The sequence below is a fragment of the Streptomyces sp. ICN903 genome (assembly GCF_022015835.1).
GTDB lineage: Bacteria > Actinomycetota > Actinomycetes > Streptomycetales > Streptomycetaceae > Streptomyces > Streptomyces fenghuangensis.
This window is the reverse complement of record NZ_JAKMAY010000089.1, coordinates 1-19,120: the sequence shown is the minus strand read 5'-3', so window position 1 is coordinate 19,120 and position 19,120 is coordinate 1. Positions and strand designations below refer to the sequence as shown.

General features: G+C 73.5%; 16 protein-coding genes. 10 read left to right on the top strand and 6 right to left on the bottom strand.

Annotated features, from left to right (window positions below):
* The 8 genes from L7D48_RS11975 to L7D48_RS11940 form a co-directional block, all read left to right on the top strand.
* Positions 1–1,515: aspartate aminotransferase family protein (locus L7D48_RS11975; protein WP_237879234.1), on the top strand; the 1,515-nt coding region annotated here is incomplete at its 5' end.
* A 31-nt stretch (positions 1,516–1,546) separates the two neighbouring features.
* Entirely contained in the window at positions 1,547–2,848 is a 1,302-nt protein-coding gene (locus tag L7D48_RS11970) for a lysine N(6)-hydroxylase/L-ornithine N(5)-oxygenase family protein (RefSeq protein ID WP_237879232.1), read from the top strand.
* Positions 2,845–3,417 (top strand): GNAT family N-acetyltransferase, encoded by a 573-nt coding sequence (locus L7D48_RS11965; protein ID WP_237879230.1) that lies wholly within the window; start codon positions 2,845–2,847, stop codon positions 3,415–3,417. Before L7D48_RS11970 ends, L7D48_RS11965 begins: the two co-directional genes overlap by 4 nt.
* Positions 3,418–3,461: 44 nt before the next feature.
* Positions 3,462–5,264: an IucA/IucC family siderophore biosynthesis protein gene (locus L7D48_RS11960; RefSeq protein WP_237879237.1), complete on the top strand. Its 1,803-nt coding sequence runs from the start codon at positions 3,462–3,464 to the stop codon at positions 5,262–5,264.
* Positions 5,265–5,270: 6 nt separating this feature from the next.
* On the top strand, positions 5,271–6,824 hold the full coding sequence (locus L7D48_RS11955) for a DHA2 family efflux MFS transporter permease subunit (RefSeq protein WP_374492018.1): 1,554 nt from the start codon (positions 5,271–5,273) through the stop codon (positions 6,822–6,824).
* Positions 6,821–9,049: a penicillin acylase family protein gene (locus L7D48_RS11950; RefSeq protein ID WP_237879223.1), complete on the top strand. Its 2,229-nt coding sequence runs from the start codon at positions 6,821–6,823 to the stop codon at positions 9,047–9,049. The genes L7D48_RS11955 and L7D48_RS11950 overlap by 4 nt, the downstream gene beginning before the upstream one ends.
* Positions 9,046–9,684, top strand: a complete 639-nt coding sequence (locus L7D48_RS11945; protein WP_101258215.1) for a GNAT family N-acetyltransferase — start codon at positions 9,046–9,048, stop codon at positions 9,682–9,684. The genes L7D48_RS11950 and L7D48_RS11945 overlap by 4 nt, the downstream gene beginning before the upstream one ends.
* A gap of 80 nt (positions 9,685–9,764) precedes the next feature.
* Positions 9,765–10,136, top strand: coding sequence for an MmcQ/YjbR family DNA-binding protein (locus L7D48_RS11940; protein ID WP_237879221.1), 372 nt, complete (start codon positions 9,765–9,767; stop codon positions 10,134–10,136).
* A gap of 32 nt (positions 10,137–10,168) precedes the next feature.
* Here L7D48_RS11940 and L7D48_RS11935 read toward each other — a convergent pair whose 3' ends face one another.
* Entirely contained in the window at positions 10,169–10,786 is a 618-nt protein-coding gene (locus L7D48_RS11935) for a PadR family transcriptional regulator (RefSeq protein ID WP_237879219.1), read from the bottom strand.
* Between the two features lie 158 nt (positions 10,787–10,944).
* Between L7D48_RS11935 and L7D48_RS11930 the strand changes: the two genes are divergently transcribed.
* Positions 10,945–11,337 (top strand): nuclear transport factor 2 family protein, encoded by a 393-nt coding sequence (locus L7D48_RS11930; RefSeq protein WP_237879218.1) that lies wholly within the window; start codon positions 10,945–10,947, stop codon positions 11,335–11,337.
* Between the two features lie 82 nt (positions 11,338–11,419).
* A complete protein-coding gene (locus tag L7D48_RS11925; RefSeq protein ID WP_237879216.1) occupies positions 11,420–13,453 on the top strand; it encodes an FAD-dependent oxidoreductase in 2,034 nt (677 codons plus the stop codon).
* Positions 13,454–13,513: 60 nt separating this feature from the next.
* On the opposite strand, the gene L7D48_RS11920 is transcribed toward L7D48_RS11925, so the two are convergent.
* The 5 genes from L7D48_RS11920 to L7D48_RS11900 form a co-directional block, all read right to left on the bottom strand.
* A complete protein-coding gene (locus L7D48_RS11920) occupies positions 13,514–14,113 on the bottom strand; it encodes a TetR/AcrR family transcriptional regulator (RefSeq protein WP_237879214.1) in 600 nt (199 codons plus the stop codon).
* The gene (locus L7D48_RS11915; RefSeq protein WP_237879212.1) at positions 14,098–14,883 is read right to left on the bottom strand and encodes an enoyl-CoA hydratase family protein; all 786 of its coding nucleotides are present in this window, start codon (positions 14,881–14,883) and stop codon (positions 14,098–14,100) included. The genes L7D48_RS11920 and L7D48_RS11915 overlap by 16 nt, the downstream gene beginning before the upstream one ends.
* A 157-nt stretch (positions 14,884–15,040) precedes the next feature.
* Positions 15,041–16,231: an acyl-CoA dehydrogenase family protein gene (locus L7D48_RS11910; RefSeq protein ID WP_237879210.1), complete on the bottom strand. Its 1,191-nt coding sequence runs from the start codon at positions 16,229–16,231 to the stop codon at positions 15,041–15,043.
* Positions 16,228–18,303, bottom strand: coding sequence for a biotin carboxylase N-terminal domain-containing protein (locus L7D48_RS11905; RefSeq protein WP_237879208.1), 2,076 nt, complete (start codon positions 18,301–18,303; stop codon positions 16,228–16,230). The genes L7D48_RS11910 and L7D48_RS11905 overlap by 4 nt, the downstream gene beginning before the upstream one ends.
* Positions 18,304–18,312: 9 nt before the next feature.
* Positions 18,313–19,120, bottom strand: an 808-nt coding sequence (locus tag L7D48_RS11900; RefSeq protein ID WP_305853136.1) for an acyl-CoA carboxylase subunit beta, incomplete at its 5' end; no start/stop codon positions are given.

The following is a 19,120-nucleotide window of genomic DNA, read 5'->3' as shown; positions in this document are numbered from 1 at the left end:
GCCGACCCCCGCTCCCACCTGCTGAACGACTCCACCGCCGAGTACTACCGGCGGCTGGTCTCCGAAGGCGTGGCACGGGTCGCCCGGACGGTCGCCGGAACCAGCCGCCCGTTCACCGGCGTCACCCCCGGCGAACTGGCCCCGGTGGTCGACGGCATCGACCTCGACCGCCCCCTGGGAGACCCGGCCGCCGCCCTCGACGAGCTGGAACGGGTCTACCTCCGCGACGCGGTCTACTTCCACCACCCCCGCTACCTCGCCCACCTCAACTGCCCGGTGGTGCTCCCCGCCCTGCTCGGCGAGGCCGTCCTCTCCGCCGTCAACTCCTCCCTGGACACCTGGGACCAGAGCGCCGGCGGCACCCTGATGGAGCGTCGGCTCATCGACTGGACCGCCGCCCGCATCGGCCTGGGCCGCGCCGCCGACGGCATCTTCACCAGCGGCGGCACCCAGTCCAACCTCCAGGCGCTGCTGCTGGCCCGCGAGGAGGCCCTCCGGCTGCTGCGGAAGAACTCCCCCACCCCGCCGCCGGTCTGCGAGATGCTGCCGAAACTGCGCGTCCTGACCTCCGAGGCCGGCCACTTCTCCGTACTGAAGGCCGCCAAACTCCTCGGTCTGGAGCCGGGATCGGTCCTCTCCGTACCCTGTGACGGCGACCGCCGGATGCGTACCGACGCCCTCGCCCGCGAACTGCGCCGCTGCCGGGAGGAGGGCCTGACGGTGATGGCCGTCTCCGCCACCGCCGGCACCACCGACTTCGGCTCCATCGACCCCCTGCCGGAGATAGCCGAGCTGTGCCAGGAGGCCGGGACGTGGTTCCACGTCGACGCCGCATACGGCTGCGGACTGCTGGCCTCCACCAAGCGCCGCCATCTGCTGAACGGCATCGAGCGGGCCGACTCGGTCACCGTCGACTACCACAAGTCCTTCTTCCAGCCGGTCAGTTCCAGCGCCGTCCTCGTCCGCGACGGCTCCACCCTGCGGCACGCCACCTACCACGCCGACTACCTCAACCCGGCCCGCAGCGCCGAGAAGCGCATCCCCAACCAGGTCGACAAGTCCCTGCAGACCACCCGGCGCTTCGACGCGCTCAAGCTGTGGCTGACCCTGCGCATCATGGGCGCCGACGCCGTCGGCGCGCTCTTCGACCAGGTGGTTGACCTCGCCGCCGACACCTGGCGGATCCTGGAGGAGGACCCCCGCTTCACCGTCGTCACCAGGCCGACGCTCTCCACCCTGGTCTTCCGCTACACCCCCGGCACGGAGGCCGGCGCGGAAGCCGACGAGACGGCCGTGGACCTGGCCAACCTGCACGCCCGCGAGGCCCTGGCCGCCTCCGGCGAGGCCGTGGTCGCCGGAACGGTGGTCGACGGCCGCCACCACCTGAAGTTCACCCTGCTCAACCCGGAGACGACGACGGACGACATCCGCGCCGTCCTCGGCCTGATCGCCGGGCACGCCCAGGAACACCTGGCCTCCGCCGCCGCCCGCCGGAACGGCTCGCCGGCCGCCTGAACCACCGGATCACCAGACCCACGGAGACGACGTGTCCACCCCTCACGACTTCATAGCCATCGGACTGGGCCCCTTCAACCTGGGGCTGGCCTGCCTGACCGAGCCGGTCGACGACCTCGACGGGCTCTTCCTGGAGAGCCGCCCGGAGTTCGACTGGCACCCCGGCATGCTGCTGGACGGCGTCACCCTGCAGACGCCCTTCATGGCCGACCTGGTGACCATGGCCGACCCCACCTCCCCCTACTCCTTCCTCAACTACCTCAAGCAGTCCGGGCGCCTGTACCAGTTCTACATCCGCGAGAGCTTCTATCCGCTGCGCGCCGAGTACAACGCCTACTGCCGCTGGGCCGCCGGCCGGCTGTCCTGCGTCCGCTTCGGCCGCGAGGTCACAGCCGTCTCCCACGACGAGGCCGAGGGCCTGTACACCGTCACCGCCCGCGACACCTCCACCGGCGAACTCACCGAGCACCGGGCCCGCCATCTGGTGCTGGGCACCGGCACCCCGCCGTACGTCCCCGAGTCCTGCGAGGGACTGGGCGGCGACGTGATCCACAACTCCCGCTACCTGCAGCACAGGAAGGCGCTCCAGGCCAAGGAGAGCATCACCATCGTGGGCAGCGGGCAGAGCGCCGCCGAGATCTACCACGACCTGCTCTCGGAGATCGACACCCACGGCTACCGCCTGAACTGGGTCACCCGCTCCCCGCGGTTCTTCCCGCTGGAGTACACCAAGCTGACCCTGGAGATGACCTCCCCCGACTACATCGACTACTTCCACGCCCTGCCCGAGACCACCCGGCACCGGCTGGAGGGCGAGCAGAAGGGCCTGTTCAAGGGCATCAACGAGGCCCTGATCAACGACATCTTCGACCTGCTGTACGCCAAGAGCGCCGCCGGCCCCGTCCCCACCCGGCTACTGACCAACACCGCGCTGACCTCCGCCTCCCACGACGAGGCGAGCGGCACCTACACCCTGGGCCTGCGCCAGGTCGAACAGGGCGAGGAGTTCACCCTCACCACCGAGGGCCTGATCCTGGCCACCGGCTACCGCCACCGCGTCCCCGCCTTCCTGGACGGGATCCGCGACCGCCTGCGCTTCGACTCCTCGGGCCGCTTCGACGTCGCCCGCAACTACAGCGTCGACGTCACCGGGCGCGGCGTCTTCCTGCAGAACGGCGCCGTCCACGCCCACAGCGTCACCTCGCCGGACCTGGGCATGGGCCCGTACCGCAACTCCTGGATCATCCGCGACATCCTCGGCCGCGAGGTCTACCCCGTCGAGAAGTCCATCGCCTTCCAGGACTTCGGCGCCCCCGAGGGAGGCATCGCGTGAGCGACGTCCTCTTCCACCGCGAGGACCCCCGTCTGGGGGGATTCTCCGTGGTCGCCCTCGACCCCGCCGCCGACGCGCCCCTGCTGCACTCCTGGGTGACCCACCCCAAGGCCGTGTACTGGATGATGCAGGACGCCGACGAGCGGCAGGTGGCCGACGAGTACCGGCGGATCGCCGAACACCCGCACCACGACGCCTTCCTCGGCCTGCACCGCGGCAGCCCCGCCTTCCTCGTCGAGCGCTACGACCCGGCCCGTGTGGAGCTGGCCGGGCTGTACGACCACCGGGAGGGCGACGTCGGGATGCACTTCCTCACCGCGCCGTCCGACACCCCGGTCCACGGGTTCACCCTCGCCGTCATCACCACGGTGATGGCGATGCTCTTCGACGATCCGGCCACCCGCCGCGTGGTCGTCGAGCCCGACGCCCGCAACACCGCCGTGCACACCCTCAACGCCGCCGTCGGCTTCGAGGTCGCCGGCACGATCGCCAAACCGGAGAAGGAGGCCCTGCTGAGCTTCTGCACCCGCGAGAGCTTCGAGGCCGCCACACGAGGAGCCGCCCTGTGACCGCCGCCTCCCCCCACGCCGTAACACACGCCGTACCGCACCCCGTGCCGCAGTCCGATCCGCACAGGGCCGTGGCCCATCTGACCCCCGGGAACTGGGACACCGCCGTACGGCTGCTGCTGCGCAAGGCCCTGTCGGAGTTCTCCCACGAGCGCCTGCTGATCCCCGCCGAACTGGGCGGCGGACGCTACGCCGTCACCGGCGGCGAGGACGGCGAGGAGACCGAGTACCGCTTCACGGCCCGCCTGATGGCACTCGACCACTGGCAGATCGACGCCGGCAGCATCACCCGCCACCGCGGCGGCATCGAACTGCCCCTGGACGCCTTCGCGTTCTTCACCGAGTTCCGCGGCGCCCTGGGCCTGAGCGACGAGATCCTGCCCGTCTACCTGGAGGAGATCAGCTCCACCCTGGCGAGCACCGCCTACAAACTGGCGAAGGAGCCGGTCACCGCCGCCGAGCTGGCCGGCTCCGGATTCCAGGCGATCGAGACCGGTATGACCGAGGGCCATCCCTGCTTCGTCGCCAACAACGGCCGCCTCGGCTTCGGGATCCACGAGTACCTGGCCTACGCGCCCGAGACCGCGGCCCCGGTACGGCTGCTGTGGGTGGCCGCCCACCGCGACCACACCACCTTCACCTGCTCGGCCGACACCGACTACCACACGCTGCTGCGCGCCGAACTCGGCGAGGAGACCCTGGACCGGTTCGACTCCGTGCTGCGCGGCCAGGGCCTGGACCCGGCGGACTACCTGCTGATCCCCGTCCACCCCTGGCAGTGGTGGAACAAGCTCGCCGTGACCTTCTCCGCCGAGGTCGCCCAGCGCCGGATCGTTCTGCTGGGCGAGGGCGAGGACGAGTACCTGGCCCAGCAGTCCATCCGCACCTTCTTCAACACCTCCGCGCCGGGCAAGCACTACGTCAAGACGGCCCTGTCCGTGCTGAACATGGGCTTCATGCGGGGCCTGTCGGCGGCCTACATGGAGGCCACCCCCGCCATCAACGACTGGCTGGCCGACCTGGTGGCCAAGGACCCCGTACTGCGCGCCACCGGACTGGAGATCATCCGCGAGCGCGCCGCCGTCGGCTACCGCCACCCCGGCTACGAGGCCGCCACCGACCGCTACTCGCCCTACCGCAAGATGCTCGCGGCCCTGTGGCGCGAGAGCCCCGTCCCGCGGCTGGAGGAGGGACAGCGCCTGGCCACCATGGCGTCCCTGCTCCACACCGACACCGAGGGGGGCTCGCTGGCCGCCGCGCTGATCGAACGCTCCGGCCTCACCCCCGAGGCCTGGCTGGGCCGCTACCTGGACGCCTACCTCGCCCCGCTGCTGCACAGCTTCTACGCCTACGACCTGGCGTACATGCCGCACGGCGAGAACGTCATCCTCGTCCTGGAGGACGACGCGGTGGCGCGGGCGGTGTTCAAGGACATCGCCGAGGAGATCGTCGTGATGGACTCCGGCGTGGAGCTGCCCCCCGAGGTGGAGCGCATCCGCGCCGAGACACCCGAGGACATGCGGCTGCTGGCGATCCTCACCGACGTCTTCGACTGCTTCCTGCGCCACCTCGGCGCGATCCTCGCCGACCGGGGCGTGCTGACCGAGGACGCCTTCTGGCGCACCGTCGCCGAGGCGGTGATCCGCTACCAGGAGTCCGTGCCGGAGCTGGCCGGGCGGTTCGAGCGGTACGACATCTTCGCCGAGGAGTTCGCGCTGTCCTGCCTCAACCGGCTCCAGCTGCGCGACAACCGGCAGATGGTGGACCTGGCGGACCCCTCCGGCGCGCTCCAGCTCGTCGGTAGCCTGAGGAACCCCATCGCCCCCTACGCCCCGGGGAGGGCCTGACACACCGTGGTGACGACCGACCCGGCCACCGGCGCCGGCCCGGCGCCCGGTCCCGCACCCGATTCGGCGGCGGCCGGACCACCCGGCGGGCACCCCGCCCGCTGGGCGATCCTGGCCGTGGTCTGCCTGGCCGAGCTCGTCGTGGTGCTCGACAACACCGTGCTCAACGTGGCGATCCCGTCGCTGACCGGCGAGCTGGGCGCGTCCACCGCCGACATCCAGTGGATGATCAACGCCTACGCGCTGGTGCAGGCGGGCCTGCTGCTCGCGGCGGGCAACGCCGCCGACCGCTACGGACGCAAGCGGATGCTGCTGGCCGGGCTGGCCCTGTTCGGGGCCGGCTCGCTGGCGGCGGGACTCGCCTCCTCCTCCGCCCAGCTCATCGCGGCCCGCGCGGGCATGGGCGTGGGCGCGGCGCTGCTGCTGACGACCACCCTCGCCGTCGTCATGCAGGTCTTCGACGCGAGCGAGCGGCCCAAGGCCATCGGCCTGTGGGGTGCCGTCAACGCCCTCGGCTTCGCCTCCGGGCCGGTCGTCGGCGGGCTGGTGCTCAGCCACTACTGGTGGGGTGCGATCTTCCTGATCAACATCCCGGTGGTGCTCATCGGCCTGGTCGCCGTCGCGGTCCTGGTACCCGAGAGCCGCGACCCTCGCGGCGGCCGCCTCGACCTGCCGGGCCTGGTGCTCTCCGTCACCGGCATGACCTGTGTGGTCTACGCCGTCATCACCGGGCCGGAGGAGGGCTGGGGCTCTCCCCGGATCCTGGTGCCGGCCGTGCTGGGCGCCGCCGTGCTGGCGGTCTTCCTGCGCTGGGAGCGGCGCACGGAGCATCCGATGCTGGACCCGGCCCTGTTCCGCAGCCGCCGCTTCACCGGGGCCGTGACGGGTGTCGTGCTGATCACCTTCGGCAGCGGCGGCGCCCTGTACCTGCTCACGCAGCAGTTCCAGTTCGTCCGCGGCGACAGCCCGCTCCAGGCGGGGCTGGCCGTCGCGCCCTTCGCGCTGACGGTGGTGCTGGTGAACTTCACCGGCGCCTCCGCGCGGCTGATCGCGCGCTTCGGCCTGCCGGTGATGATCGCCTCGGGCATGGCCGTGATGGCGGCCGGCCTCGCGGTCGTCGCACTCGTCGGCGACGGGGGCTACGGCGGGATCCTGTTCGGCCTGGTGCTGATGGGGGCGGGCTGCGGCTGCGCCAATCCGGCCATCGCCGAGGCCGTCATGAGCTCGATCCCCAAGGAGAAGGCGGGCGCGGGAGCCGGTGTCAACGGCACCCTCACCGAGATGGGCGCCGGTCTGGGCGTCGCCGTCCTGGGGGCGGTCCTGGCCTCCCGGTTCGCCGCCCTGCTGCCGGACTCGGCCGGCGCCGCGCAGTCGCTGCCCGCCGCCCTGGCCCGGGTCTCCCGGGAGGCGGATCTGGCCGCGGTCGCCGAGGCGTTCGCCTCCGGTCTGCGGACCGGGCAGCTGGCCGGCGCCGCGGCGGTCCTCGCGGGCGGCTGCGCGGCCGGCCTGCTGCTGGGCCGCGCCGGGCGGTCCACCGCCGGGAAGGGGGGTCGAGCATGACCGTGAGGGTCTACCGGGACGCCTGGGGCGTACCGCATCTGCGCGCGGACGGCGCGGACGAGCTGGCGTACGCCCAGGGACGCAACGCGGCGGCCGACCGCGCCTGGCAGATCGAGGTCGAGCGGCACCGCGCGCAGGGCACCACCGCGTCGTTCCTCGGTGCGGAGGCCGTCTCCTGGGACCGGTTCGCGCGGCGGGTGCGGCTGGAGGACACCGCCCGGCGGTGCATGGACACCCTGGAGCGCGAGGATCCCGGCACCGCCGCCTGGGTCCGCTCCTATGTCGACGGGGTCAACGACGGGCTGGCGGAAGGGGCCGCCCGGGCCCCGGAGTTCGCCGCCACTGGCCTGGCACCCGGCCGCTGGCGGCCGTGGACGCCGCTGGGCGTCTGGCTGTCGGCGCACATCCTGTTCGCGGGCTTCCCGGCCAAGCTCTGGCGCGACGCCGTCGCCCGCCGTCTGGGGCCCGAGTGGGTGGGGGTGTTCGCCACCGACGGGCCCGGCACCTCCGGCAGCAACGGCTGGCTCGTCCCGCCGGAACACAGCACCACGGGCGCGGCGATCGTCGCGGGCGACCCCCACCGGTTCATCGAGGCCCCGGGGGTCTACCAGCAGATCCGGCTGGCCTGCCCGGAGTTCGACGTCGTCGGCCTCGCCGTCCCCGGTGTCCCCGGCATCGCCCACTTCGGCCATGCCGGCCCGGTGGCCTGGGCCATCACCAACGCCATGGCCGACTACCAGGACCTCTACCGCGAGCGGCTGCGGCGCACCGGGCCGGGCGGGGAGCGGGTGGAGGCGCTGGGCCCGAACGGGTGGCGGCCCGCCGAGCGTCACGTGGAGACGATCGAGGTGGCCGGCGGCGAGCCCGTGACCGTCGAGGTGATCGAGACCGAGCGCGGGCCCGTCATCGCCGACGGCGACGAGGCGGCCCACTGGGCGGATCCGGGCTCCTGCGTCCCGGGCCTCCCGGCTCGGGACTCCGCCGCACCGGACGCCCCGGACGCCATGGCCCCGGACGTCTTCGGCGCGCTCGCCCTGCGCCACCCCCCTCGGGTGAGCGCGGACCTCGGCTTCGGGGTGCTTCCCGCCCTGCTGCGGGCCCGCTCCGTCGCCGACGTCGACCGCGCCCTGGACGGCTGGGTGGAGCCCGTCAACGTCGTCCTGGCCGCCGACACCGCGGGCGGGACGCTGCACCGGGTGGCGGGCGCCGTTCCCGTGCGCCATCCGGACAACCGGACGAGGGTCGTGCCCGCCTGGGAGCCCCGGTACGCCTGGCGGGCCTGGCACGGGCCGATGCCGCGCGAACGCGTCGAGGGCGTCGCGGTCATGGCCAACCAGCGCGGCATCGCCGGACCCCTCGGTGTGGAGTTCGCGCCGCCGCACCGGGCCGAACGCATCCGGGAGCTGCTGGCGGAGCGGGCCGTGTGGTCCGCGAAGGACATGGCGGCCGTCCACCGCGACACCCTGCTGGCCTCGGCCGCGCCCCTGCTGGACCTGCTGGCGCGCACCGACCCCGGGGAACTGGGGCCGGACGCCCGGCGGTTGCGGGAGCGGCTGCTGGACTGGGACCGCCGTATGGACGCCGACAGCGCCGGCGCCGCCTCCTTCGCCGCCGTCCGCACCGCGACGGTCAGGCTGCTGGCGAAGCATCCGCTGCTGCGGCCGCTGGCGGACCCGCCGCCCGCACCGGAGGTCTTCCGGCCCTGGCTCGCGCTCGTGCCCCGCGTCGGATACGCCCTGGAGCATCTGCTGGCCACGGACCTCCTGCCGCTCGCGGACCGGGCCGGGGCCGTACGGGCCGCCGTCGAGGAGGTGGCGGCCGGCGAGGCCGCCGTCCAGGGCCCGCCGGCGCGGTGGGGCGACACCCACCGGCTCGCGCCCTGGCAGGCGCTGCCGGCCGATCCCGGCGAGCCCTGGCCCTCCCTGGCCGGCGACCACGACTGCGTGCTGGCCACCTCCAGCGTGCCCGGGGTCACCGACCTCAGCGCCCGCGCCTCCGCCGCCCGCTACGTGTGGGACCTCGCCCGCCGTGAGGACAGCGCCTGGGTGGTGCCGCTCGGTGCCTCGGGCGTGCCCGGGGACCCGCACCACCGCGACCAGCTTTCGCCGTGGGCGCGCTGCGAGCTGGTCCCGGTCGTCACCGACTGGGAGAAGCTCGCCGAGGAGCCCGCCGCACCGCCGGTACCATCCGTACCGTCCGCAGCCTCCGACCGAGGAGAGAAGTGACCGACCCGGCCGCGCCCTCCGGCGCCTCCGCCCCCTCCGCGCCCTCGGCCCCCCGGCGTCGCCAAGCCGTGCACGAGGCCCGCGTCGAGGGCTTCGGCACGGTCCGCGTCGTCCCCGTGGACCCCGCCCGCGACATCGATCTGCTGTATGACTGGGTGACCCGGGAGCGGGCCCGCTTCTGGGGGATGCTGGACCACACCCGCGAGCAGGTCCTGGAGATCTACGAGTACCTGGACTCCCTGTCCACGCACCACGCCTACCTGATCCACCTCGACGACCGGCCGGTCGCCCTCTTCCAGACCTACGAGCCGGACGCCGACCCGGTCGGCGAGTACTACGAGGTGCGGCCGGGGGACTACGGCCTCCATCTGATGGTCGGCCCGGCGGACGGCGGGGCGCGGCCGGGCTTCACCGGCACCCTGCTGACCGTCTTCCTGGCCCACCTGCTGGCCGAGGACCCCGGCCGCAGGCGGATCGTCGCCGAGCCCGACGCCCGCAACGAGAAGGCGGTCTCCCGGCTGCTGCGTACCGGTTTCGTCCTCGGCCCCGAGATCGAACTGCCGCACAAGCGGGCCCGGTTGGTCTTCCTCGACCGGGACGCCTTCCTCTCCCGCACCGCCTCCCGGCCCTCCTGAGGGACCGGGGCCCCGGCGCGGCCCGGCCTGAGGCCCCGGCGCGGCCCGGCCGTGTCGGTGGGCGCGGCTACGGTATCGCCGTGATCGATTCCGACGACGTCCGACGTATCGCGCTGTCCCTCCCGGAGACCGTGGAGAAGGAGGCGTGGAGCATGCCCACCTTCCGGGTGGCCGGGAAGATGTACATCACGGTCCCCGACGACGAGACCTCCGTCGCCGTGCGCTGCCCGCGCCTTGAGCGCACCGAGCTGATCGCGGCCGAGCCGGAGAAGTTCTGGGTGCCGCCCCACGAGGTGTCCTCGGCGTGGGTGCGGGTCAGGCTGGCCGCCCTGGAGGACATCGCCGAGCTGCGGGACGTCCTCGTCGACTCCTGGCGGCAGGCGGCTCCCGAACGGCTGCTGGAGGCGCATCCGGATCTGGTGCCCGGCGGTGCGGCGGGCTTCGAGGCGTAGGTCCGGGGCCCGGTCGGCGGGTACGGGGCCGCTCACCGCCGGCGGCCGGACGCCTCCACCGCGCCCCCGCGTCCACCGGCGCCGGTGCGCGCACCGGCGCCCCGCTGTCGCAGGACCTTCAGGGCGGTCTCGCACCACTGCAGGTTCTCGCGCTCGAAGGCGATGCCGCGCAGCAGTGTGAGGTAGGGGCCCACGCGTTCGGCCCGCGCGAGGTACTCCTCCTCGGTGCGCCCGTCCAGCAGCTTGGCGCGCCCCCGCTCGTAGCGGGCCAGCTTGGCCGTAGACCACTCCAGTTGCGTCTCGACGGCGGCCCTGACCCCCTCGATGTCGCCCACGTCGGCGCTCTGGACCTTCACCAGCAGTTCGTCGCGGATGACGGTGGGCCGGGCGAGGGCGGCGGCGGTGTAGTCGCGCAGTGCGGCGTATCCCGCCTCGGTCAGGGAGAACAGCCGCTTGTTGGGCCGGCGCTCCTGCTGGACGACGCGGGCCGCCACGAGCCCCTCCCGTTCCATGCGCTCGAGTTCGCGGTAGAGCTGCTGGGGGGTGGCCGTCCAGAAGTTGGCGACCGAGGAGTCGAACCCCTTGGCCAGGTCCCAGCCCGACGCCTCGCCTTCCAGTAGGGCCGCCATCACCGCGTTGCGCAGAGCCATCCCCGTATTGCAGCACGGGGGCGACCTGCCGACAAATCGACTGTTCCGCGCCGTCCCGGCACCGGCGGGCGCGGCTTCGGCCCGGTGTGGACAGACTTCCCGCCAGGATTTACTCTCCAACGCACCTAGTAAACTTTTTGGCTATCGAGGTGGTCGGCATGAACCCCTTCCGGCGCGCCGTGGAGGCCCGCGACGAGCAGGCGCTGGCGGACCTGCTGGCCGAGGACGTCGTCTTCACCAGCCCCGTCGCCTTCAGGCCCTACGAGGGAAAGGCGATCACCGCGGCGATCCTGCGCGGTGTGATGCGGGTCTTCGAGGACTTCTCCTACACCCGTGAGTTCTCCGGCCCGGACGGCCGCGACCACGCCCTCGTCTTCACCGCCACGGTCGGCGGCCGGCGGATCCAGGGCTGCGACTTCCTGCACTTCGACGAGGACGGCAGGATCGACGACCTCACCGTCATGGTCCGCCCGCTGTCCGCCGCCCAGGCCCTGGCCGAGGCCATGGGCGCGCAGTTCGAGCGGATCTCACACGAGGCCGCCGGCCGCTGACCGCCGGCCCGTCCCGCTCCTCCCGTCACCCCCTCCTTCCGCCGCACCGCCCTCACCCGCACCGAACCGGGAGACCGACCGCATGACCGCCTACCCCCATCTGCTCCGGCCGCTGGACCTGGGCTTCACCACCCTGCCCAACCGGGTCCTCATGGGCTCGATGCACGTCGGTCTGGAGGAGGCCCCCGACGGCTTCTCCCGGATGGCCGCCTTCTACGCCGAGCGCGCCCGCGGCGGCGTCGGCCTGATCGTCACCGGCGGCATAGCCCCCAACGAGGCCGGACGCCCCTACCCCGGCGGCGCCATGCTCACCACCGAGGAGGAGGCCGAACGCCACCGCGCCGTCACCGACGCCGTCCACGCCGAGGGCGGCCGCATCGCGATGCAGATCCTCCACTTCGGCCGCTACGCCTACCACCCCGACCTCGTCGCCCCGAGCCCGCTGAAGGCTCCGATCAGCCCCCACACCCCGCGCGAACTCACCGACGCCGAGATCGAGCGGACCATCGAGGACTTCGCCCACAGCGCCGCCCTCGCCCGGTCCGCGGGCTACGACGGCGTGGAGATCATGGGCTCCGAGGGCTATCTGATCAACGAGTTCATCGCCTCCGCCACCAACCACCGCACCGACCGCTGGGGCGGCTCGTACGCCAACCGCATGCGCTTCCCCGTCGAGATCGTGCGCCGGGTCCGCGAGCGCGTCGGCGAGGACTTCATCATCGTCTACCGGCTGTCCATGCTCGACCTGGTGCCCGGCGGCTCCACCTTCCCCGAGGTCGTCGAGCTGGCCCGCGCCGTCGAGGCCGCGGGCGCCACCATCATCAACACCGGCATCGGCTGGCACGAGGCGCGCATCCCCACCATCGCCACCTCCGTGCCCCGCGGCGCCTTCACCTGGGTCACCCGCAAGCTGATGGGGTCCGTCTCCGTCCCGCTGGTCACCTGCAACCGCATCAACAACCCCGAGCTGGCCGAGCGGATCCTCGCCGACGGCGACGCCGACATGGTCTCCCTGGCCCGCCCCATGCTCGCCGACGCCGACTTCGTCGCCAAGGCCGCCGCCGGCACCCCCGAGGCGATCAACACCTGCATCGGCTGCAACCAGGCCTGCCTCGACCACACCTTCAGCCTCAAGATCACCTCCTGCCTGGTCAACCCCCGGGCCTGCCACGAGACCGAACTGGTCCTGGAGCCCACCCGCCGGGTCAAGGACGTCGCGGTGGTCGGCGCCGGACCGGCCGGGCTCGCCTTCGCCGTCTCCGCGGCCGAGCGCGGCCACACCGTCACCCTGTACGACGCCGCCCCCGAGATCGGCGGGCAGCTCAACACCGCCCGCCGCGTCCCCGGCAAGCAGGAGTTCGACGAGACCCTGCGCTACTACCGCCACCGGCTCGGCGCCCTCGGCGTCCGGTCGCGCCTGGGCACCGAGGTCACCGCGGAGCAGCTCGCGGACGCCGGCCACGACGAGATCGTCCTGGCCACCGGCGTCACCCCCCGCGTCCCCGAGATCCCCGGCATCGACCACCCCAGCGTGGTGGGCTACCTCGACGTCCTCCACGACCGCAGGCCCGTCGGCCGGCGCGTGGCGATCCTGGGCGCGGGCGGCATCGGCTTCGACGTCGCCGCCTACCTCACCCACCCCGGTCCCGACGGCGGGCCGGGCGAGCCGGAGAGCACCGAGGCGTTCCTCACCCGCTGGGGCGTCGACACCGAGCACCGCTCCCCCGGCGGCCTGACCGAGCCCGTCCGCCCCTCCTCCGAGCGCACCGTCCACCTGCTCCAGCGCAAGACGAGCAAGGTCGGCGCGGGGCTGGGCAAGACCACCGGCTGGATCCACCGCACCGAGCTCAGGCAGCGCGGCGTCACCATGCTCCCCGGTGTCGCCTACGAGCGCATCGACGACGAGGGTCTGCACATCACCGTCGACGGGCAGCCCCAGGTACTGCCGGTGGACACCGTCGTGCTGTGCACCGGGCAGGAGCCCCGGCGCGACCTGTACGACGAGCTGGCCGGGCGCGGCGTCAAGGCCCATCTCATCGGCGGTGCCGACATCGCCGCCGAACTCGACGCCAAGCGCGCGATCGACCAGGGCACCCGCCTGGCTGCCGCCCTGTAGGCACGGGCGCGGCGGCCGTCCGTTCCGCTCCTCCCGTGCGGGGGCGGGAGCGGACGGCCGTCAGCCGCGCAGGGCCGCCTCGACCACGACCGCCCACTGGGCCACGACCCGTTCGCGGCGGGCGCCGTCGTCGGTCAGGAGGTTGGCCAGGCCCAGGCCGCGGGCCATGTCGAGCAGGCCCTGCACGGTCTCCCGCGCCCCTGGCACGCTCTCGTCCGCGCCCAGCAGACGCACCGCCATGCGGTGCGTCTCCCGGCCGATGCGCGCCTCCAGCGCGACCACCCGGGGTGCGAGCTGGGGTTCGTTGGAGGCGGCCACCCACAACTGGAGCGCGGCGCGGAAGAGTTCACCGGTGTAGAGGCCGACGATCGCCTCGACCGCCTCCCGGACGCCGGCCGGTCTCGGCAGGTCCCGCAGAACGGCCGACCGCTCCTCGGCGACGTACTCCACCGCCGCCGTGAACAGGTCCTCGCGGGTGGGGAAGTGGTGCTGGGCCGCCCCGCGGGTGACGCCCGCGTGCTCAGCGACGACCGAGACCGTGCTGCCCGTCCAGCCGCGCTCGGCCAGGCAGGCCACCGCGGACTGGAGCAGACGCCGCCGGGTGGCGCGGCTGCGGTCCTGCTTGGGCGCGTTGCCCCGTGCGGTCAGTGGTGCACCCATCGGGGGTCCCGTCGTTCGAGGAAGGCGGACATGCCCTCGCGCGCCTCGTCCGAGGCGAACAGCCGCGCGGAGAGCTCCGCCAGGCTATCGGTGTCCCGGTCGAAGGCCCGCAGCACCTCCGCCGTGACCAGGCGTTTGGACTCCGCCAGACCCTGCGGCGAGGCGCGCCGCAGACCGTCCAGGACCGGCTCCAGCGCGGCGTCCGCGTCCTCGGTGGCGATGGTGACCAGTCCGATGCGGGCCGCCTCCGCCGCGCCGAACCGCTCGCCGGTCAGGTAGTACCGTCCGGCCGCCCGCGCGTCCAGCCGCGGCAGCAGCGGCAGGGAGATCACCGCGGGGGCCAGTCCGAGGCGCGCCTCGGTGAAGGCGAAGGTCGCGCCGGGGCCGGCCACCGCGATGTCGCAGGCGCCCACCAGCCCGGCGCCGCCCGCCCGTACGTGCCCGGTGATGCGGGCGACGACGGGCTTGGGGAAGGCCACGACCGTGCGCAGCAGCCGTGCCAGCCCCAGGGGCGCCGCGGCCGGCCCGGCCGCAGCGCCCGCCTCGCCCAGATCGGCACCGGCGCAGAAGGTGGTGCCGGTGTGGGTGAGCAGCACCGCCCGGGTGTCCGGGTCGTGCCCGGCCGCCTCCAGGTGCGCGTACAGCTCGGCCACCAGCCGGGCGGAGAGCGCGTTGCGGTTGTGCGGCGAGTCGAGGGTGAGGGTGGTGACGCCCCCTCCGGCCGAACTCCGCACCGGGGAACCCCCCTCGCTGCCGTCCGTGTCCGTCATGCCGTGACTCCCTTCTCCCTGGTCCTCTGCTCCCGGGTCCTCTTCTCCCGGGCTCGCGGTTCGCGCCGCGCGGTGTCGCGGGCGGGCCGGCCGAGGAGTGGGACATCGGCGTACTCGCCGCGGAACACGGCGCCCTCCGAGAAAGGGCGGGGGTGTCTCAGTAGGACCTGGGCAGGCCCAGGGTCCGGTGGGAGACGAAGTTGAGGATCATCTCCCGGCTGACCGGTGCGATCCGGGCGACACGGGAGGCCGTGACGAGGGAGCCCAGACCGTATTCGCTGGTCAGGCCGTTGCCGCCGAGGGTGTGCACGGCGCGGTCCACGGCCTTCGCGCAGGCCTCCGCCGCCGCGTACTTGGCCATGTTGGCCGCCTCGCCCGCTCCCGCGTCGTCGCCGGCGTCGTACAGCAGGGCCGCCTTGCGCGTCATCAGGCGGGCCAGCTCGATCTCCACGTGCGCCTCGGCCAGCGGGTGGGCGATGGCCTGGTGGGCGCCGATCGGCTCCTTCCACACCTTCCGGGTGCGGGCGTAGTCCACCGCCCGGGCGACGGCGAAGCGGCCCATGCCGAGCGCGAACGCGGCGGTCATGATCCGCTCGGGGTTGAGTCCGGCGAAGAGCTGGAGCAGTCCGGCGTCCTCGTCGCCGACGAGCGCGTCCGCGGGCAGCCGTACGTCGTCCAGTACCAGTTCGAACTGCTTCTCGGGGGCGGACAGCTCCATCTCGATCATGTTGCGGGAGAAGCCGGGGGTGTTTCCGGGGACGATGAACAGGCAGGGCTTGAGCCGGCCGGTGCGGGCGTCCTCGGTGCGGCCCACGATCAGGGTGGCGTCGGCGGTGTCCACACCGGAGACGAAGACCTTGCGGCCGGTCAGGACCCACCCCCCGCCGTCGCGGCGGGCGGTGGTGGTGATGCGGTGGGAGTTGGATCCGGCGTCCGGCTCGGTGATGCCGAACGCCATCTTCCGGCTGCCGTCGGCCAGTCCGGGCAGCCAGGCGCGCTTCTGCTCCCCGGTGCCGAAGCGGGCGATGACGGTGCCGGTGATGGCGGGGGTGACGATGAGCATCAGCAGCGGGCAGCCCACCGCGCCCAGCTCCTCCAGCACGATCGACAGCTCGGTGATGCCGCCGCCCCCTCCCCCGTACTCCTCGGGGAGGCTGACGCCGAGGTAGCCGAGCTTTCCGGCCTCCCGCCACAGTTCGTCGGTCTGCCCGCCGGCCCGGCGCACCCGCTCGAAGTACTCGCGGCCAAAGCGTTCGCCGAGCGCTGCGACGGCCGCGCGCAGCGCCCGCTGCTCGTCGGTCTCCAGCAGTGCGGCCGCCGTGTGTCCGGCGTGCTGATCAGTGGTCATGCCCCTGCCCCTTCGTCGGTCGCCGGGCTCACCGGCGGTTCCCCGGTGCCGTCGCGGTCCTGCTCCTCAGGGGTGACGACCGCGAGGACGGCACCGACCTCCACGCGCTGTCCCGCGGTCACCCGCAGCTCCCGCAGCACCCCGTCGGCCGGCGCCGTGACGCGGTGCTCCATCTTCATCGCCTCCAGCCACAGCAGCGGCTGTCCCGCCGTCACCGCGTCGCCGGCGGCGAGGCGGTCGGCGACGCGTACGACCGTGCCGGGCATCCGCGCCAGCAGCGAGCCCGGCTCGGTGCGGGTGTGCGGATCGGGGAAACGCGGCAGCGCCGTGAGGGCGTACGCGCCCAGCGGCGAGTCCACGAAGACCCTCGCCCCCTCCTCCCCGCCGCCCGGACCGATCGGCCCGTCCGGATACGCCGCGACGTCGAAGCGGTGCCGTACGCCGTCGATCTCCAGCTCGACACGGTCGGCGGCCACGCGCAGGGCGCACACCCCCGGCAGGTCCCCGGCCGGCGGCGGGCCGCCGCGCGCGGGCCGGTAGCGCACCTCCACCTCCGCCCCGCCGGGTTCGGCCCGGTAGCGCTTGGTCTGCGGGCCGGAGGGGAGGTTGCGCCAGCCGCCGAGCCGCCCGGAGACGGTCCGCGCGGCCGTGCGGTGCGCCTCGGCGTCCGCCAGGGCCGCCGCGAACGCCGCCGCGCGCAGGCGCCGCTCCCCGTCCGGTGGCTCCTCGCACAGGCGCGCCAGATGCCGGTCGTAGAAGCCGGTGTCCACGCGTGCGGAAGCGAAGTCGGGGTGCCGCAGCGAGCGCACCAGCAGGTCGCGGTTGGTGGCCGGGCCGTGGACGCGGGCCCGCTCCAGCGCGTGTGCCAGCTTCCGCACGGCTTCGGCGCGGGTGGGCGCCCAGGCGATGACCTTGGCGAGCATCGGGTCGTAGTGCACGGTGACCTCGTCACCGCCGCCCACCCCCGCGTCCAGTCGTATCCCGGGGCCGCCGGGGACCTCCAGACGGTGCACCCGCCCGGTCTGCGGACGCCACTGCCGGGCCGGGTCCTCCGCGTAGAGGCGGGCCTCGACGGCATGGCCGTGCGGCTCGGGCGGCCGCGCGGCGGGCAGCGGGGCGCCCTCGGCGATCCGCAGCTGCAGCGCGACGAGGTCGAGGCCGTACACGCATTCGGTGACGGGGTGCTCGACCTGGAGGCGGGTGTTCATCTCCAGGAAGTACGCCCGCCCGTCCGGTGCGAGGAGGAACTCCACCGTGCCCGCGCCCCGGTAGCCGACCGCGCGGGCGGCGCGCTCGGCCGCGCCGTGCAGTGAGGCGCGCTGCTCCCCGGTCAGCCCCGGTGCGGGGGCCTCCTCGATCACCTTCTGGTGGCGGCGCTGGAGCGAGCAGTCGCGGGTGCCCAGGGCCCACACCGTGCCGTGGCCGTCCGCGAGCACCTGCACCTCCACATGGCGGCCGCGCTCCACGTAGGGCTCGGCGAAGACCTCGCCGTCGCCGAAGGCCGCCTCCGCCTCGGCCGACGCGGCATGTACCTCGCCCTCCAGCGCGACCAGTTCGCGCACGATCCGCATACCGCGCCCGCCGCCGCCCGCCGCGGCCTTGACCAGCAGCGGCAGGTCCTCCTCGCGCGCCTCACCGGGCCGTACCGGCTCCAGCAGCGGCACCCCGGCCTTCCTCATCAGCTCCTTGGCGCGGGTCTTGGACGCCATGGCCTCGATCGCCTCGGGCGGCGGGCCGATCCAGACCAGTCCCGCCTCCAGTACCGCCCGGGCGAAACCGGCGTTCTCGGAGAGGAATCCGTAGCCGGGGTGGACGGCGTCCGCGCCCGCCGCCAGGGCGGCCGCCACGACCAGGTCGCCGCGCAGATAGGTGTCGGCGGGCGCGTCGCCGGGCAGCGCCACGGCCGCGTCGGCCTCCCGCGCGTGGAGGGCGTCCGCGTCCGCGTCGGAGTGGACGGCGACGGTGGCGACGCCCAGCTCCCGGCAGGTGCGGAAGACGCGCCGGGCGATCTCGCCGCGGCCCGCGACCAGGACGGAGCCGATGGTCCGCCCCGCGTCCGGTTGTGCCGACATGTCCACTCCTCACATCCGGAAGACGCCGAAGCCGCCGCGCGCACCCGCCACCGGAGCGGTGTGCACGGCGGACAGGCACATGCCGAGCACGGTGCGCGTGTCGCGCGGGTCGATGACGCCGTCGTCGTAGAGCCGCCCGGACAGGAACGCCGGCAGCGACTCGGCCTCGATCTGCTGTTCGACCATGGCGCGCAGCGCCGCGTCGTCCTCCTCGTCGTAGGGCCTGCCCCTGGAGGCCGCGGACTCGCGCATCACGATGGAGAGCACTCCGGCGAGCTGCCGCGGTCCCATGACGGCGGACTTGGCGCTGGGCCAGGCGAACAGGAAGCGCGGGTCGTAGGCCCGGCCGCACATGCCGTAGTGGCCGGCGCCGTAGCTCGCTCCCATCAGCACCGACAGATGCGGCACCTTGGAGTTGGAGACCGCGTTGATCATCATCGCGCCGTGCTTGACGATGCCGCCCTGCTCGTACTCGGTGCCGACCATGTAGCCGGTGGTGTTGTGGAGGAACAGCAGCGGGATGTCGCGCTGGTTGGCGAGCTGGATGAACTGGGCGGCCTTCTGGGACTCCTGGCTGAACAGCACGCCGCGGGCGTTGGCCAGGATGCCGACGGGGTAGCCGTGCAGGGTCGCCCAGCCGGTGGTCAGACTGGTGCCGTAGAGCGGTTTGAACTCGTCGAAGTCGGAGTCGTCGACGATCCGGGCGATCACCTCGCGCGGGTCGAAGGGGATCTTGAGGTCGCCGGGCACGACGCCCAGCAGTTCGTCCTCGTCGTGGCGCGGCGGGCGTACGGCCGCCGGGTCGGGGGCGGGGTGG

What these genes read in the sequence shown, in the direction of transcription:
- L7D48_RS11950 (WP_237879223.1), top strand. Translation starts at nt 6,821, where the DNA reads ATGACCGTGAGGGTCTACCGGGACGCCTGGGGCGTACCGCATCTGCGC.
- L7D48_RS11935 (WP_237879219.1), bottom strand. Translation starts at nt 10,786, where the DNA reads ATGGCTCTGCGCAACGCGGTGATGGCGGCCCTACTGGAAGGCGAGGCG.
- L7D48_RS11930 (WP_237879218.1), top strand. Translation starts at nt 10,945, where the DNA reads ATGAACCCCTTCCGGCGCGCCGTGGAGGCCCGCGACGAGCAGGCGCTG.
- L7D48_RS11925 (WP_237879216.1), top strand. Translation starts at nt 11,420, where the DNA reads ATGACCGCCTACCCCCATCTGCTCCGGCCGCTGGACCTGGGCTTCACC.
- L7D48_RS11920 (WP_237879214.1), bottom strand. Translation starts at nt 14,113, where the DNA reads ATGGGTGCACCACTGACCGCACGGGGCAACGCGCCCAAGCAGGACCGC.
- L7D48_RS11915 (WP_237879212.1), bottom strand. Translation starts at nt 14,883, where the DNA reads ATGACGGACACGGACGGCAGCGAGGGGGGTTCCCCGGTGCGGAGTTCG.
- L7D48_RS11910 (WP_237879210.1), bottom strand. Translation starts at nt 16,231, where the DNA reads ATGACCACTGATCAGCACGCCGGACACACGGCGGCCGCACTGCTGGAG.
- L7D48_RS11905 (WP_237879208.1), bottom strand. Translation starts at nt 18,303, where the DNA reads ATGTCGGCACAACCGGACGCGGGGCGGACCATCGGCTCCGTCCTGGTC.